Source organism: Pseudundibacterium arcticum (genome assembly GCF_042646465.1).
Taxonomy (GTDB): domain Bacteria; phylum Pseudomonadota; class Gammaproteobacteria; order Burkholderiales; family Burkholderiaceae_D; genus Undibacterium_A; species Undibacterium_A arcticum.
This window is the reverse complement of the sequence record NZ_JBHRTP010000101.1, coordinates 68,096-83,490: the sequence shown is the minus strand read 5'-3', so window position 1 is coordinate 83,490 and position 15,395 is coordinate 68,096. Positions and strand designations below refer to the sequence as shown.

Here is a 15,395-nt window from a genome sequence, read left to right as displayed (position 1 = left end):
CAAGGGGACATTTCTACTTTGCAGGAAAAGGGACATTTCTACTTAGCGTTGACAGCATCTAGATACTATGGCCGCCACTTTCTTTAATCAGCGGCCATGCACGACGCAGATAATAAAGCATCGACCATACAGTCAACAATGCAGCCACACCCAACAGCCAGTTGCCCACATTGCGGGTATCGACAATGCCGAATACGGATGGATAATAAAGCAGCATCGGGATCGCGATCATTTGCGCGGCTGTTTTTATTTTCCCGATCGAACTGACCGCCACCGATCTCGACGCGCCGATTTGTGCCATCCATTCGCGCAACGCGGAGATGGCGATTTCCCGGCCAATGATGATGAACGCGATAATGGCATTAACATTGCGAAATTCGACCAGCACCAGCAGCGCGCCGGCCACCATCAATTTATCCGCAACCGGATCAAGAAAAGCGCCAAACGAGGATGTTTCATTCCAGCGCCGCGCCAAGTATCCATCGAACCAGTCGGTCAATGCGGCCACAATAAAAATGGCCGAGGACGCGAGGCCTATGTCCAGCGGCGAGAGCCAGCCTTTCGGCAGATAGAAGACGCCGACGACCAGTGGAATCAGCGCGACGCGCAACCAGGTGAGCAGGATCGGAATATTGAATGGCATAGTGGAATCGTATCTATTCTTTGATGTCGGGACCTTCAAGCGCCGGACAGAATACTTGCTTTGCATCATTGCATTAAATGATTTATGCAATTTAACGCAATTTAGTGCAATTGTTTGTAAATTTCTTCTGCCAGTTGGCGTGAAATACCCTCGACCGTACTCAGATCTTCAACGCTGGCGTCCACCACGCCGCGCAAGCCGCCGAAGCGCGCCAGCAATTTTTGTCGGCGCTTGGCGCCAATTCCCTCGATTTCTTCCAGCCGTGACGTCTGTCGCGTCTTGGCGCGCTGGGCGCGCATGCCGGTGATCGCGAAGCGATGCGCCTCGTCGCGAATCTGCGCGATCAGCATCAAGGCAGCGGATTCCTTACCCAGTTCCTGCGGTGCGCGGCCATCGACGAACACCAGGGTCTCCAGGCCGACCTTGCGGCCCTCGCCTTTAGCCACGCCAACGATCAGGCTGATATCGAGGCCGAGTTCGACGAATACCTGGCGCGCGATTTCGACCTGGCCCTTGCCGCCGTCAATCAGCACGATGTCGGGCATCACGCCGTCGCCGTTCGCGACTTTTTCGTAGCGCCGGGTCAACACCTGGCGCATGGCTGCGTAATCGTCGCCCGGCGTGATGCCATTGATGTTATAGCGCCGGTATTCGCCGTTTTGCATCGCGTGGTGATGGAACACCACGCATGATGCCTGCGTCGCCTCGCCTTGGGTATGGCTGATGTCGAAGCATTCGACGCGCAGCTGGTCGATGTCGGCGATGTCGATGCCGAGCGCATCGACCAGCGTGCGTGTCCGCGACTGCTGCGATCCCTGTTCGGACAACAGGCGTGCCAGTGAAATCTCGGCACCCTTGATCGCCATTTCCAGCCATTGGCGGCGCTGGCCTTGCGGCTGGAACAGCAGGTTGATGCGATGCCCGCATTGCTCGGTGAGCGCGATGATCAGGGCCGGCTCGTCCAGTTCGATATTCAGAATCAGTGTGTTTGGGATGAATTTTTCGATGTAGTGCTGCGCCAGGAAAGCCTTCAGCACTTCGACATCAACCGTGCGACCGGCCTCATCGTCGCCGCTATCGCCGTCGACGCCATCCATCAGCCGCTGCGCGTCGTCCAAGTGGGTCGGGAAATATGCACGGTCGCCGAGGTGGCGCCCGCCCCGCACCATCGCCAGATTCACGCAGGCACGTCCGCCCTGCACGATCACCGCCAGGATATCGATGTCGGCATCACCGCTGGTTTCCATGCTTTGCTGATGCAGCACGCGCGACAATGCCGTCATCTGATTACGCACCAGCGCGGCCTGCTCAAACTTGAGCTCGGACGCGAACGCGTGCATTTTGGCCTCCAGCGCTTCCAGCACCTCGGTTTGGCGACCGCGCAGAAATTTCGCCGCATTATCGACGTCGATCTGGTAATCCTCGGGCGCGATCGCATTCACGCAGGGCGCACTGCAGCGGTGGATCTGGTGCAGCAGACAGGGTCGTGTGCGATTGGCAAACACGCTGTCCTCACAGGTGCGCAGCTGAAATACCTTCTGCAGGATCTGCAGCGATTCCTTGACCGCCCATGCGCTGGGAAACGGGCCGAAATATTGGTTCTTCCTGTCGATCGCGCCGCGGTAATACGCCATCCGCGGCACGTCCTGGCCGGTGATTTTCAGGTAGGGATAGGATTTATCGTCGCGAAACAGGATGTTGAAGCGCGGCTGCAAGGTCTTGATCAGGTTGTTTTCCAGGATCAGCGCCTCGGCCTCGCTGCGCGTCACGGTCGTTTCCAGTCGCGCGATGCGTTCGACCATCATCGCGATGCGCGAGCTGCTCAACGTCTTTTGGAAATAGCTGGAAACGCGCTTCTTCAGGTCACGCGCCTTGCCGACATATAGCACCTTGTTGTCGGCGTCGAAGTAGCGATATACGCCGGGCAAATGCGGCAGCTTGCCGACAGTGTCGAGCACGACCTCGCGTGACGTAGGAGCTACCGATTCAGCCATTGGACCAACATCAACTTAAACAAGCACAGCATGCATTTTTACAGATATTGTGGGAGTATATGCATAAAACATGGTTCATGCGCATGATTCATGGCGGCATTTAAAAATACACCATCCAGTATAATTTACGCCCACAGTGCGATTCAAGTTACCGCGAGGGCTTCCGCGACCTGTTTGGCGGCCTTGTAGCGCGCTTCTTCTTGTAGCATATCCCATGTCAATGGAATGGACTGCGGTAGCAGCGCATTGATGCGCGCTGCCGACAGACGTGCCGCAACGCCGCTATCCGGCCGCAGCCCTGCCAGCAATTGATCGGCCTTGTCCGGTGCATTGCAGATCAACACCATGTCGCAACCGGCAGACAACGCGGCTTGCGCACCGTCGATCACACTGCCGGCGACGCTTGCGCCTTCCATACTGAGATCGTCGCTGAAGATGACGCCGTCAAAACCGAACTCTTTGCGCAGCATCGACAGCCATTTCTTGGAAAACCCGGCTGGATGCTGGTCGACTTTAGGATAAATCACATGCGCCGGCATCACCGCCGCCAGGCTCATGCCGAGCCAGTCGTACGGCGCGGCGTCGTCGGCCAAAATGGCTTTCAGCGTGCGCTGATCGACCGGGATCGCGACATGCGAATCGGCCTGCACGAAGCCATGACCGGGGAAATGCTTGCCGCAATTGGCCATGCCGCCCAGCGCCAGACCGTGGTTCAGGCTCTTGGCGAGCAGACTGACTACGCGCGCATCGCGATGGAAAGCGCGGTCGCCGATCACGCTCGATTCGCCGTAATCGAGATCGAGCACCGGTGTAAACGACAGGTCGACGCCGCAGGCGCGCAATTCGGTGGCCAGCACGTAGCCGACGTCGGTGGCGGCCTTGGTCGCCGCCAGCACGTCGCGATCCCATAACTGCCCGAGCTTGCGCATCGCCGGCAGTCTGGTAAAACCATCAGTCTTGAAACGTTGCACGCGACCACCTTCGTGATCAACCGCGATCAGCAGACCGGGACGCGCGGCGTGGATCGCTGCCGTCAGCTGTGTCAGTTGCTGACGATTCTGGTAATTGCGTGCGAACAAAATGACGCCGCCGGTCAGCGGATGGTCCAGCCGACGGATGTCGTCGCCATCGAGCGTGGTGCCGACCACGTCAAGCATGATTGGACCGAGTTCGTTTTTTGTAGTCATTATTTTCTCTTAATATTCCCGATTTTCCCGGCACCCATCATTGCGCCAATCAGGCGGGATGACCGATTTTCTCGACTATTACAAAGGCGACCGCATATTCTTCTTCATCGGTAATCGAGACCTGCGCCTTCAGCTTGTTTTCCTGCATGAATTCTTCCAGCGCACCGCTGGTCACCACCACCGGCCGGCCACCCGGCGCATTCAGCGTCTGCATCGCGCGCCAGTGCATCGGCATGCGCATGCCGAGACCGATCGCTTTTGAAAACGCTTCCTTGGCAGCGAAACGGGTAGCCAGAAAGCGCAGTCCGCGCGCTTCGACCTTGGCCTTGCGCTGCAGGTATTTTTCCATCTCTTGCGGTCCCAGGATTTTCTGCGCGAAGCGTTCGCCGTTGCGCGCCAGCGCCGCCTCGATCCGTGCGATCTTGATGATATCGGTGCCGATGCCGTAGATCATGTTCGCTCCCGTTCAGGGGATTCAGGCACGCGCCGCCAACCGCGCGCTGTGCATGATGGCCTTCATCTCGCGCACCGCATTTTGCCAGCCAACGAATACCGCGTGCGCAACGATCGCGTGGCCGATGTTGAGTTCGGCGATATCGGCAATCGCTGCGATCGCCTGCACATTGCTGTAGTGCAGGCCGTGACCGGCATTGACCTTGAGGCCGCGGCGCACCCCTTCGAGCACGCCCTGCCGGACCCGTTCCAGTTGCTGTTGCTGCTCGGCGGCGGAGTGGGCGTCGGCATAGCGTCCGGTGTGCAGCTCGATGACCGGCGCGCCGGCCTCCACCGCCGCCTGGATCTGCGCCGCATCGGCATCGATGAACAGGCTGACGCGGATGCCTTCCGCCTGCAGTTGTTTGACTGCGGCCTGCACTTGCGGGAAATAACGCACCACGTCGAGGCCGCCCTCGGTCGTCACCTCGGCCCGGCGCTCAGGCACCAGACAGGCGTCCTGCGGCTTGATGCGACAGGCAAAATCGATCATTTCGCTGGTGACTGCCGATTCCAGATTCATCCGGGTGCGCAGTTGTGGGCGAATCGCTTCGACGTCGGCGTCCCTGATGTGGCGGCGATCCTCCCGCAAATGCAGCGTGATCACGTCGGCGCCCGCCTCTTCCGCCTGCAACGCCGCCTGCGCCGGGTCCGGGTAGCTGGTGCCGCGCGCATTGCGCAAGGTGGCGACATGATCGATATTGACGCCCAATTCGAGGGCGGGATTGCTCGGCTGCAGGAAGCTCATGGGATTGTGCTCGATATTTGCTGATGAATTTACTGATGAATTTGCTGATGAATTTGCTGACTAAGTTGTTGACTGAGCTACTGACTAAGTTGCAGACCAGGTTGCAGACGGTTCGGATGAATGCAGTGCAAATTTACTGAGGCCTTGCGCATCCCGGCTCCGCCACCGCCACTGCCACCAATTTTTTACTTATTTCCAAGGAGTATATATCAACTCCTCTTCATTTAATTGCGGAATGCGATGTAAATGTCAGGAGTATATAGCCAAATTACTGCTCATAACTGCATCAAATCAAGCAAGATCTGTCGTGTGTTGAGCGGCACACCGCCCAGATGATGCGCCAGCAGGAAACGCATCAGAAACTTGCTCTGTATCTGGGTGCTTGCATCAGAATAATCTTCGCGTTCCATGTCGAGCAGGGTCTTGCCGGCGACGCGCGGCCACTGGTCCGCCCCCATCGCCGGACGCGGACCACGTTCCGGATCGACCACATACAGCAGGTCCGGCTGCAGCTTCTGCCCGGTCACGGTGCAGATGGTAAAGTCGCCGGCGACGCCGGTCTCTTTCAGTAACGCGCGTTCGAATTTGCGCAGCACGATCGGCGGTGATTCGCCATGCGCCAATTGATTGAGCGTCGCGACGTAGTGGTCAAACAACCCGGGATGCGGATCGTCACGCGCCAACAGCTTGACCAGCAGTTCATTGAGGTAAAAGCCGCTGAGCAGCGCCGATTTTTCCAGCGGCAGCAGACCGCCAACCCATTCCGCCACCGTCAGCGTGCGCAACTCCGATTTGCCGCTCCAGCCGATCGACAGCGGTTGAAAGGTCTGCAAAACCCCGCGCAGCTTCGACAGCGGTCGCTTGGCGCCCTTGGCCACCAGCGCGACGCGGCCATGGTCGCGCGTCAGCATGTCGACGATCAGGCTGGTTTCCTTGTAGGGGTAGCTGTGCAGGACGAAGCCCGGCTGGCCGCTGATGCGCAGCTCTTTGGTCGGCGCCCTGCTTCGCTGGCCGCTTGCGCCGGCTAGCGCGCCGGAGCGCTCGTCTTTTGGTATGGCTGTCGGTTGCGCCGGGCCGTCATCGGTGACGGATCGGGCTGATGCCGCCACTGCTGTGGCCGCATTGGTGTCGATGGGAACGGAGTGAGCGTCCGCTGAGGATGTCACGTCGGCAGGGGTCAGGTCCATTGCACAATGTGCCGTTCAGGCTGTTGCAGTGCCGTCGTACATCGTTTACTCGTAGCCGTAGGCGCGCAAGCCGGCTTCGTTGTCAGCCCAGCCGGATTTGACCTTGACCCAGATTTCCAGATACACCGGGCCGCCGAACAGCTTTTCCATGTCGAGCCGGGCCTGGGTCGAGATGTCCTTCAGGCGTGCCCCCTTGTTGCCGATCACCATCGATTTGTGGGTGTCGCGCTCGACCAGGATCGCGGCGAACACGCGGCGCAAATCGCCTTCCTGCTCGAACTTCTCGATCAGTACCGTGCTGGTATAGGGCAGCTCATCGCCGACAAAGCGAAACAGTTTTTCACGCACGATTTCGGACGCCAGGAATTTCTCGCTGCGGTCGGTAATATCGTCCTCGCCAAAGACCGGCTGATTTTCCGGCAGCAGGCGCTTGATCTCGCCTTGCAAATTATCGAGCTGAAAGCTCAGCTTGGCCGACACCGGCACCACTGCCGAAAAATCGTGCTTGGCGGCGATCTGCTGTGCGAATGGCAGCAGCACCGCCTTGTCCTTGACGCGGTCGGATTTATTGATGACCAGGATGCAGGGCACGTCGTTCGGAATCTGGTCCAGCACCTGCTGATCCGCCGGGCCGAAGGTCCCCGCTTCGATCACATACAGGATCACGTCGGACGAGATCAGTGTGTTGGTGACAGTCTTGTTCAGCGTTTTGTTGAGCGGATTTGAATGGCGCGTCTGAAAGCCCGGCGTATCGACGTAGATGAATTGTGCACCGGGGACGGTCTGGATGCCAGTGATCCGATGACGCGTGGTCTGTGCCTTGCGCGACGTAATACTGACCTTGGCGCCGATCAGCACGTTCATCAGCGTCGACTTGCCGACGTTGGGGCGCCCGACGATCGCAATATAACCGCAACGAAATGGCGTAGTTGATGTGGAATCTGAGGCGGAATCGGTCATGCTGTCTTCGTTTGTGTGATGTTGGCGGATGCAGTCGGCTCGGCTGGCGCATGCGAGCTTTCCTTCGCGTGGGCACGGATGTCGCTCTTTGGCTCGCTTTTTGGCTCGCTTTTTGCGTCAGCCTTGATATCAGTGGCATTGACCTGCTTGCCGTCGTGCTTGTGTTCTTTTTTGGGTTCGGTCTTCGCGCCATGCTGCGCGCTCTGCACAGTGTGTTTGGGCACGGGCACTGCCGCGTCTGGCTGAATCGTGGCAATGCCGGCCAGCTTCAACTGCGACGTGCGCGGCTTGCTCTTGCGGGTCGCACCGGGGGTCTTCACCAATGCGGCCAGCGCCATTTCCAACGCCAGCTTGGCTGCCGCCTGTTCGCCGGCGCGCCGGCTGCCGCCAGTGCCGAACACCTTGATGTCCAGCTTTGGCACCAGACATTCAATCTCGAATTCCTGGCTATGGGCAGCGCCGTGGGTAGCCACCACATTGTATTGCGGTAACGCGATTTTTTTGCTTTGCAGGTATTCCTGCAACAGTGTCTTGGCGTCCTTGCCGAGTGTCTTCGGGTCGACCGACTCCAGGATCGGGATGTACAGCGCACGGATCACATCGCGTGCCGCGTTGAAGCCGTCGTCCAGGAAAATGGCGCCTAGCAAGGCCTCCAGCGTATCGGCCAGGATCGACGGGCGCCGGAAACCGCCCGACTTCAACTCGCCCTCACCCAGCCGTAAAAACTGGGACAGCTCCAGCCGCTGCGCAATTTCATACAGTGACTGCTGTTTGACCAGATTCGCGCGCACGCGCGAAAGATCGCCTTCATCGATATCGCTGTAGCGCTCATACAGCAGCGACGCCACCACACAGTTCAGGACGGAATCGCCGAGAAATTCCAGCCGTTCGTTATGCAAGCCGCTATGGCTGCGATGCGTCAGGGCTTGCTGCAGCAACGCAGTGTCCTTGAACGTATGGCCTAGCCGATTTTGCAATAACATTACATCCATAAAGCTGTGGCGGTCACTCGACCGCTTTCCTGGTTGATTTATTCGCGGTCGTGCCGCTGTATTCGATCAGCAGGCTGACCGGTACGAACAACTGGATCTTCTTCTGGTAGGCAAAGCTCACTTCCACCTGCTCGCCATCCTTGCTGATGTCCAGGTCCTTGCCGTGGATCGAATCGATGTAGCCGACATCGGCCTGCCGATCGAAAGCCGACTGAATCTCGCGCACCGTGGTGCCGGCCGATTTGGCTGACACGATCGCCTTCTTGATCGAGTTGTATTCGATAACGGTCGGAACTACCTTCATGCCGAGTACGGCGATCATCCCAATGATGGCCAGTATAACAATCAAGCCAACCAGTGAGACACCGCGCTGCTGATACTTTGACCCGTAATGCATTGATTCGCTCCCCTGTTTGACTTATTGAAAACTGCCGATGCGCTTGATGTTACTCAGATTCATCCAGACAAAAAATGCTTTTCCGACAATATTTTGATCGGGCACGAAGCCCCAATAGCGGCTGTCGAGACTGTTATCGCGATTATCCCCCATCATGAAGTATTGTCCAGTTGGTACCGTACAGGCAAAACCTTCATCGTTGTAGCCGCATAACTCGCGCTGCGGAAAGTTATGCGGATTCGGCACATAGGCCGGTGCCTGCTCGTCGTTCAGTATCTTGTGGTCGACGCCGAGCAGATTTTCGCTAAATTGCTTGGAGTAGCTGAGGCGCTCTTCATCCAGATAATCCGGCAGCGGCTGGTAAGAAACTCCTTTACCATTTACCGTTAATCGCTTGTTTTTATACACTATTTTATCACCCGGCACGCCGACCACGCGCTTGATGTAATCGAGCGACGGATCTTCCGGATATTTGAATACCATCACGTCGCCGCGCTGCGGATGGTTCACGTCGACGATTTTCTTGTTGATGATGGGCAGGCGTATGCCATAGGTGAATTTATTGACCAAAATCAAATCACCGATCTGCAAGGTCGGAACCATCGAGCTCGATGGAATCTTGAACGGCTCATACAAGAACGAACGCAGGAAAAACACCAGTGCGATGACCGGAAAAAAACTGCCCGAATACTCGATCCAGGCTGGTTGCTTGAGCAGATTGGCTTGCATGGCGGCGCGCCCGCTCTCCTGCAACTTGATGCCTTCACCGCTCAGCTTGAGATTGCGCGCATCGAATTCCCGCAACGCCGTATCGGCCCTGACGCGCCGCTGTTTGGCCAGATAGAACACATCGAGGAACCAGATGATGCCGGTACCCACCATTAATACGAACAAAATTAATGCAAAATTACCCAGGATTGCTTGCAGGTTCATTTCTCGTCCACTTGTAGGATTGCCAAAAATGCTTCTTGCGGGATCTCGACCGAGCCGACTTGTTTCATGCGCTTCTTGCCGGCCTTCTGTTTTTCCAGCAGCTTGCGTTTGCGGCTGATATCGCCACCGTAACATTTGGCCAGCACGTTCTTGCGCAGCGCCTTGACGTTCTCGCGCGAGATGATATTCGAACCAATGGTCGCCTGGATCGCCACGTCGAACATCTGACGCGGAATCAGTTCACGCATCTTGGCGGCGACCGCACGACCGCGGAACTGGCTGTTGGAACGATGCACGATGATCGCCAGTGCGTCCACCCGCTCGCCGTTGATCAGCATGTCGACCTTGACCACGTCGGATGGCCGGTATTCCTTGAACTCGTAGTCCATCGACGCATAGCCACGCGAGGTGGATTTCAGCTTGTCGAAGAAATCGAGCACGATTTCCGCCATCGGCATTTCGTACACCAGCTTGACCTGCTTGCCGTGGTAGGTCATGTCGCGCTGGACACCGCGTTTCTGCGTGCATAGCGTGATGACGGAACCAACGTATTCCTGCGGCATATACAGATTGACCGTGACGATCGGCTCCCGCACTTCCTCGATGCTAGGCGGGTCCGGCATCTTTGATGGATTGTCGACATTGATCACCTTGCCGTTGTGCAGCACGACCTCATACACTACGGTCGGCGCGGTGGTGATCAGGTCCATGTCGAATTCACGTTCCAGCCGCTCTTGCACAATTTCCATGTGCAACAGGCCCAGGAAGCCGCAGCGGAAGCCAAAGCCGAGCGCCTGCGAAACCTCCGGCTCGTACTGCAACGCAGCGTCGTTCAGCTTCAACTTTTCAAGCGAATCGCGCAGCGCATCATATTGATTGGCCTCGACCGGGAACAGGCCTGCGAACACCTGCGGCTGTATTTCCTTGAAGCCTGGCAGCGGTTCGGTCGCCGGTTTGCCGGCCAAAGTCACGGTGTCACCCACCTTGGCGGCCTTCAACTCCTTGATGCCCGCGATGATGAAACCGACCTGACCAGCCGACAGCGTGTCACGCGATAACGATTTCGGCGTAAATACACCGACGCTTTCGACCAGATGCTGAGTACCGCTCGCCATCAGCAGAATCTTGTCTTTTGGACGCAGGGTACCGTTGATCACGCGCACCAGCATCACGACGCCGACGTAGTTGTCGAACCAGGAATCGACGATCAACGCCTGCAACGGCGCGGTCGGATCGCCCTTGGGCGGCGGCACCAGCGCAATCAGCGATTCCAGCACATCCTGCACGCCCAGTCCGGTCTTGGCCGAACAGTGCACTGCGTTGGTCGCGTCGATGCCGATCACGTCCTCGATTTCCGCAATCGCATTCGCCGGATCGGCATTCGGTAAATCGATCTTGTTCAACACCGGCACCACTTCGACGCCAAGGTCGAGTGCGGTATAGCAGTTGGCGACGGTTTGTGCCTCGACCCCCTGGGAAGCGTCGACCACCAGCAGCGCGCCTTCGCAGGCCGACAGCGAGCGACTGACTTCGTAGCTGAAATCGACGTGTCCCGGGGTATCGATCAGGTTCAGGTTATAGGTCTGGCCGTCGCGCGCCTTGTACATCAGCGCCGCGGTCTGAGCCTTGATCGTGATGCCCCGCTCGCGCTCGATATCCATCGAATCGAGGACCTGCGCCCCCATCTCGCGGTCAGACAGGCCGCCGCACAACTGGATAATGCGATCAGCGAGCGTGGATTTGCCATGGTCGATATGGGCGATGATCGAGAAATTGCGAATATTGTTCATTAACTAATTAACTAGTGCGGTAACTGGTGCGATTAACTGAAATTCGGGAAATGCGGTCGATTGGCGGCGATCACAAAAAAGGCGCTCCGAGCAGGGTTGACCCCTAGGCGAGCGCCTTTACGACAAGCTTGTTCGACCACGCATTTTACCGGATTTCAGGGGGGAAAGGCTGTGTTATCCGGGTCAGACGCCTGGTCGCGATGTTCAAACCCCTTCCAAACCGCGGAAACGACGCGCTGTCAGCCGTGTTCCGGCGACGGTCCATTCGGTGCGCCGCGCCGGAACGCGATGCGATGCCAACTCTTGCCAGCCTGCGCGACGCAACCTGCGCGGCGCAATCTCCAGAACCTGCTTTACTAGAGTTATGGGGGGTATACCAAGAAAATCGACCATCGCCCTTGAATCTAAAGGGCGTCAAAATATACATACGCCAGTATATTCCAATGATTTTTTGTGACCCCTGCGACAAACGCAGCCGCCGCGACACAGCTCATCATGCCGCCGGCTGCCCTACCAAATACGCCCTGACTCGCGCCTCGTCCAGAAAATAGTGGCACAACTGCTCATGGAACACCGGCTGCGCGGCAGCGCCACGTTGCGCCACCAGTACCGGCACCAGCTCATCATATTGCGCCAGCAGCGTGTCATCGGCATCGACATCGACCACATCGAGTGTAAACGCGTAGTCGGACTGCAATGGCTGCAACGCCTGCAGCATGTCTTCACATAGATGGCAATAAGACCGGGAATACAAGATGAAGTGCATGGCGGGGTCAAAGGTACATCAGCGGATATGGAGAATGTCAGGTCGGATCGCAATCACGGCAATCACGACAATATAATTTAAGGGGCCGCAGGCGCGAAAGCGACCTGCAGCCCAATGCTTGCTACGTCCGCGAATTTCACGTGTTAGTACGTATTAGCTCGCACTCGGCCTAATCGACACGAACTGCGAAGTGTCTCCGCGCCGCACCAGCAAAGCCGCCATTTTCTTGCGATCGAGCTTCGCTACCAGTCCGTTGAACTGCTGAGCGTCCTTGATATCGGTATTGTTCAGACGCAGAATGATGTCGCCGGCGCGCAGTCCGGCACGTGCGGCGGCACCTTCCGCCGCATCGACGAGCACGCCGGTGGTTGGCGCCAGTTCCTTTTTCTGCGCGTCAGTCAAGTCACTGACGTTCAGGCCGAGGGCGTTCGCGACCTGCTCCTGTTTCGATTTCTTGTCGTCCTTTTTCGCCTGTTTTTCGACTTCCAGCTCGGTCACGACCAGGCTGACGTCGCGCGTCACCCCCTTGCGCCACAGTGTCAGGGTCGAGCGCGTGCCGGGTTTGGTGCCGCCCACCAGGCGCGGCAGGTCGGAGGCTTTGTCGATCGACACGCCGTTGAATTTGAGGATAATGTCACCTGCCTCCAATCCTGCCTTTTCGGCAGGGCTGCCGGTTTCAACCCGCGCCACCAGCGCACCTTGCGCCTTCGGCAAGCCGAGCGATTCGGCCACATCGCGGTTGACTTCGCCGATCTGCACGCCGAGCCGGCCACGCGTAACCCGACCTGAGGCTTTCAGCTGATCTGCCACGCGCATCGCTTCATCGATCGGCACTGCAAACGAAATCCCCATATAGCCACCCGAACGGCTATAAATCTGTGAATTGATGCCGATGACTTCACCGCGCATATTGATCAGCGGACCGCCCGAATTTCCGGGATTGACCGCAACGTCGGTCTGGATCAGCGGCAGGTAATCGCCGGTGTCACGGGCTTTGGCCGACACGATCCCGGCAGTGACGGTATTGTCCAGATCAAACGGCGAACCGATCGCGATTACCCACTCGCCAACCTTGATCTTGTCCGAATCACCCAGCGTGAGGCGCGGCAGATTGGCACCGTCCACCTTGACCAGGGCGACGTCGGTACGCTTGTCTACGCCGATGATCTTGGCCTTGAATTCGCGCTTGTCTGTCAACTTGACGTAGACCTCGTCGGCACCGTCGACCACGTGCGCGTTGGTCAAGACATACCCATCAGCCGAAATAATGAAGCCGGAGCCGACCCCACGCTGAACTTCTTCTTCCTGCTGCGGCGGAACCTGTTTGCGGCCGCGCGGCGCTTCTTTGGGCCCTGGCTGGCGCGGCATCGGCACACCGAAGAAGCGGCGGAAGAATTCCTGCATGTCTTCATCGTCGGCGCCAGGCATGCCTTGTGGCGTCTTGATTTTTTCAGTGGTGCGGATATTGACCACGGCCGGCCCGGTTTTCTCGACCAGTTCGGTAAAGTCGGGCAAACCGGCTACCGATACTGCGGCAACTGCGGGCGTCGCAACGCCGCACAGCGCCGGCGCGAAAAATATGACCGATGTGCCAAGCACGGCGGCGGACAAGGTTTTACCAAGGGAAGCGAAAAATTGAATGCGCATTTTCATAGAATTTTTATTTGGGTTTATATTCAATTGAGTTTGCTACTTGTTTAAGCGCTGCAGCCGGCACTTCGCCGACGATGGTAAGCCAAAAATCACCCTGCCGTTTTCCCATGATATTCATCGCGCCCTGCTGCATCGAGCCTTCGGTGCGGCTCTGCGTACCGGGTTCGATAAACACCGAGATCGCGGCAAGCCCGTCAGAAAAAACGATTTGCGAGACTTCGCGTTGACTCAGCGGATGGACATTCGCTGAGCCGGAATTTGTGGCCGGCGCATCCGTTACCAGTCGTTTCATTTCGCGCGTTTTCTTGAACCCAGGGGGCACCCATTTGACGGTCCAGCCGGTCATGCTGACCTGACTCATCACCGCATTTTCAACGTGCCAGCCGGCAGTGTTGCCGAAACTCGATTTAACCCGACTGCGATCGATGTCGCCGATTTCGAGCTGGGTAAACGCGATCTGTTCGACCACTTCCTTTTTTTCATTCAGGGTTTGCGCGCGCAACAACAAACCGGTCGACTTCTCGGCCCACAGCTTGTAACCAAAGCGCAAATTGTCTTTCGGATCCAGCAAGATGGCCTGACATTCGTAGCCGGCAACGCGGCCGGTTTCGGCCTTCTTAATGTTGTAGTGTTCGGCCAGATCGGACGGATTGGCGGCCAGGATCGCCGGGAACACGTCCTGCGCGACGCGCTTTTCGACCAGAACGGTCTTCGCCTCCGGCATATACGCGGCGATTTCTTCGTTATTGCGGATGTATTCGCGCGGCTTGCCATCCAGGATTTCCAGTTTCTCAATCTCGTTTTTTCCGTCCAGCACATGCGTAATGCGAGAAGTACGAAACTGATTGGCCTGTTGGTAGATGAAGGTGCCGGAATAATTCAGCTTTTGTGCCGCCGCCTGGATCTTTTTCAGCCACAGTTGTGCTTCCCGCTTCTCGGCGAGTGGGTCGCTATTTTCGGCCTGTGCTGAAAATCCGATGAAACTGTACAAGACGACGACAAACTGAAGCAAGACTAGTGTCTGCCGCATAGATTATTTTTCTGTATCGGTTGCGAACGTGGCCGAACGCGCGTATTGCGCTGTGCTGTACACGGATGGAGAAAAGCGCTGATGCGCCAGCAGGTAATCGTCGATGTCCGGATCGCGCAACATCACGTCTGCCTGTGCCGCAACGGTACCAACGACAGCCGGTGTTCGCTGTGCCACGACGCTAATCGCAGGGTCGGCAGCGGGTGCGCGCACCGCCAGCAAAGTCTGGTTGCCCGACCCGGACGTGCCGCCAGTGGCACCATTGAGTGCCACCATCAGCTGCGGCGCTGCAACAAAGGCCACGCTTGCCACGACGCCAGCCAGCGCCGCCATGCCCGGGACTGCGAACCGCTTGAGCGACCAACGGCGCACCGGCGTTGCTTGCGAAATCTGGCGGGGCGCAAGAATCGACGGTTCGGCTGCCAAGCGGGCCGCCATCCTTGCCGAAAAATCCGGGCTAAGGGCAATTCCCAGGTCATCCGAGCGCAACGCATCGCCGATCTGGTGGTATATATCCCAGGTCACGTGCTGATCCGGCCGGCGCAGAGCCGACAACACCGCATCCAGTTGCGGTGCGCCCAGTTCGCCGTCGGCCAATGCCGAAATTTCTTCTTGCTTCATGT

At 57.7% G+C, this 15,395-nt stretch carries 15 protein-coding genes; all 15 read right to left on the bottom strand.

Going from position 1 to position 15,395, the window contains the following annotated elements; translation table 11 throughout:
• Nucleotides 1-58: 58 nt before the first annotated feature.
• The gene (pgsA, locus tag ACFOFO_RS24945) at nt 59-643 is read right to left on the bottom strand and encodes a CDP-diacylglycerol--glycerol-3-phosphate 3-phosphatidyltransferase (RefSeq protein WP_390324384.1); all 585 of its coding nucleotides are present in this window, start codon (nt 641-643) and stop codon (nt 59-61) included.
• 101 nt (nt 644-744) lie between these two features.
• Nucleotides 745-2,637 (bottom strand): excinuclease ABC subunit UvrC, encoded by a 1,893-nt coding sequence (gene uvrC, locus ACFOFO_RS24940; RefSeq protein ID WP_390333352.1) that lies wholly within the window; start codon nt 2,635-2,637, stop codon nt 745-747.
• A 143-nt stretch (nt 2,638-2,780) separates the two neighbouring features.
• Nucleotides 2,781-3,824, bottom strand: coding sequence for a beta-N-acetylhexosaminidase (gene nagZ / locus ACFOFO_RS24935; protein WP_390324383.1), 1,044 nt, complete (start codon nt 3,822-3,824; stop codon nt 2,781-2,783).
• A gap of 49 nt (nt 3,825-3,873) precedes the next feature.
• Nucleotides 3,874-4,278 carry a holo-ACP synthase gene (gene acpS / locus ACFOFO_RS24930; RefSeq protein WP_390324381.1) on the bottom strand — a complete coding sequence of 135 codons (405 nt, stop codon included), beginning with the start codon at nt 4,276-4,278 and terminating at the stop codon, nt 3,874-3,876.
• Between the two features lie 21 nt (nt 4,279-4,299).
• A complete protein-coding gene (gene pdxJ / locus ACFOFO_RS24925; RefSeq protein ID WP_390324379.1) occupies nt 4,300-5,064 on the bottom strand; it encodes a pyridoxine 5'-phosphate synthase in 765 nt (254 codons plus the stop codon).
• Nucleotides 5,065-5,339: 275 nt separating this feature from the next.
• Entirely contained in the window at nt 5,340-6,251 is a 912-nt protein-coding gene (recO, locus tag ACFOFO_RS24920; RefSeq protein ID WP_390333350.1) for a DNA repair protein RecO, read from the bottom strand.
• Between the two features lie 45 nt (nt 6,252-6,296).
• On the bottom strand, nt 6,297-7,211 hold the full coding sequence (gene era, locus ACFOFO_RS24915; RefSeq protein ID WP_390333349.1) for a GTPase Era: 915 nt from the start codon (nt 7,209-7,211) through the stop codon (nt 6,297-6,299).
• On the bottom strand, nt 7,208-8,203 hold the full coding sequence (gene rnc, locus ACFOFO_RS24910; protein WP_390333348.1) for a ribonuclease III: 996 nt from the start codon (nt 8,201-8,203) through the stop codon (nt 7,208-7,210). Before rnc ends, era begins: the two co-directional genes overlap by 4 nt.
• Nucleotides 8,204-8,216: 13 nt before the next feature.
• Nucleotides 8,217-8,600 (bottom strand): DUF4845 domain-containing protein, encoded by a 384-nt coding sequence (locus tag ACFOFO_RS24905; RefSeq protein WP_390324378.1) that lies wholly within the window; start codon nt 8,598-8,600, stop codon nt 8,217-8,219.
• A 21-nt stretch (nt 8,601-8,621) separates the two neighbouring features.
• Nucleotides 8,622-9,533 carry a signal peptidase I gene (gene lepB / locus ACFOFO_RS24900; RefSeq protein WP_390324377.1) on the bottom strand — a complete coding sequence of 304 codons (912 nt, stop codon included), beginning with the start codon at nt 9,531-9,533 and terminating at the stop codon, nt 8,622-8,624.
• A complete protein-coding gene (gene lepA, locus ACFOFO_RS24895; RefSeq protein ID WP_390324376.1) occupies nt 9,530-11,323 on the bottom strand; it encodes a translation elongation factor 4 in 1,794 nt (597 codons plus the stop codon). The genes lepB and lepA overlap by 4 nt, the downstream gene beginning before the upstream one ends.
• 493 nt (nt 11,324-11,816) lie before the next feature.
• Nucleotides 11,817-12,089 (bottom strand): glutaredoxin family protein, encoded by a 273-nt coding sequence (locus ACFOFO_RS24890; RefSeq protein WP_390324374.1) that lies wholly within the window; start codon nt 12,087-12,089, stop codon nt 11,817-11,819.
• A gap of 153 nt (nt 12,090-12,242) precedes the next feature.
• Nucleotides 12,243-13,742 carry a DegQ family serine endoprotease gene (locus tag ACFOFO_RS24885; protein ID WP_390333345.1) on the bottom strand — a complete coding sequence of 500 codons (1,500 nt, stop codon included), beginning with the start codon at nt 13,740-13,742 and terminating at the stop codon, nt 12,243-12,245.
• A gap of 7 nt (nt 13,743-13,749) precedes the next feature.
• Entirely contained in the window at nt 13,750-14,772 is a 1,023-nt protein-coding gene (locus ACFOFO_RS24880; RefSeq protein ID WP_390333343.1) for a MucB/RseB C-terminal domain-containing protein, read from the bottom strand.
• A gap of 3 nt (nt 14,773-14,775) precedes the next feature.
• Complete coding sequence (locus tag ACFOFO_RS24875; protein ID WP_390333340.1) at nt 14,776-15,393, bottom strand: sigma-E factor negative regulatory protein; 618 nt, start codon at nt 15,391-15,393, stop codon at nt 14,776-14,778.
• Nucleotides 15,394-15,395 lie beyond the last annotated feature (2 nt).

What these genes read in the sequence shown, in the direction of transcription:
- ACFOFO_RS24890 (WP_390324374.1), bottom strand. Translation starts at nt 12,089, where the DNA reads ATGCACTTCATCTTGTATTCCCGGTCTTATTGCCATCTATGTGAAGAC.
- rnc (WP_390333348.1), bottom strand. Translation starts at nt 8,203, where the DNA reads ATGGATGTAATGTTATTGCAAAATCGGCTAGGCCATACGTTCAAGGAC.
- uvrC (WP_390333352.1), bottom strand. Translation starts at nt 2,637, where the DNA reads ATGGCTGAATCGGTAGCTCCTACGTCACGCGAGGTCGTGCTCGACACT.
- era (WP_390333349.1), bottom strand. Translation starts at nt 7,211, where the DNA reads ATGACCGATTCCGCCTCAGATTCCACATCAACTACGCCATTTCGTTGC.
- ACFOFO_RS24905 (WP_390324378.1), bottom strand. Translation starts at nt 8,600, where the DNA reads ATGCATTACGGGTCAAAGTATCAGCAGCGCGGTGTCTCACTGGTTGGC.
- acpS (WP_390324381.1), bottom strand. Translation starts at nt 4,278, where the DNA reads ATGATCTACGGCATCGGCACCGATATCATCAAGATCGCACGGATCGAG.
- ACFOFO_RS24875 (WP_390333340.1), bottom strand. Translation starts at nt 15,393, where the DNA reads ATGAAGCAAGAAGAAATTTCGGCATTGGCCGACGGCGAACTGGGCGCA.
- nagZ (WP_390324383.1), bottom strand. Translation starts at nt 3,824, where the DNA reads ATGACTACAAAAAACGAACTCGGTCCAATCATGCTTGACGTGGTCGGC.
- pdxJ (WP_390324379.1), bottom strand. Translation starts at nt 5,064, where the DNA reads ATGAGCTTCCTGCAGCCGAGCAATCCCGCCCTCGAATTGGGCGTCAAT.
- ACFOFO_RS24880 (WP_390333343.1), bottom strand. Translation starts at nt 14,772, where the DNA reads ATGCGGCAGACACTAGTCTTGCTTCAGTTTGTCGTCGTCTTGTACAGT.
- ACFOFO_RS24885 (WP_390333345.1), bottom strand. Translation starts at nt 13,742, where the DNA reads ATGAAAATGCGCATTCAATTTTTCGCTTCCCTTGGTAAAACCTTGTCC.
- lepB (WP_390324377.1), bottom strand. Translation starts at nt 9,533, where the DNA reads ATGAACCTGCAAGCAATCCTGGGTAATTTTGCATTAATTTTGTTCGTA.
- recO (WP_390333350.1), bottom strand. Translation starts at nt 6,251, where the DNA reads ATGGACCTGACCCCTGCCGACGTGACATCCTCAGCGGACGCTCACTCC.
- lepA (WP_390324376.1), bottom strand. Translation starts at nt 11,323, where the DNA reads ATGAACAATATTCGCAATTTCTCGATCATCGCCCATATCGACCATGGC.
- pgsA (WP_390324384.1), bottom strand. Translation starts at nt 643, where the DNA reads ATGCCATTCAATATTCCGATCCTGCTCACCTGGTTGCGCGTCGCGCTG.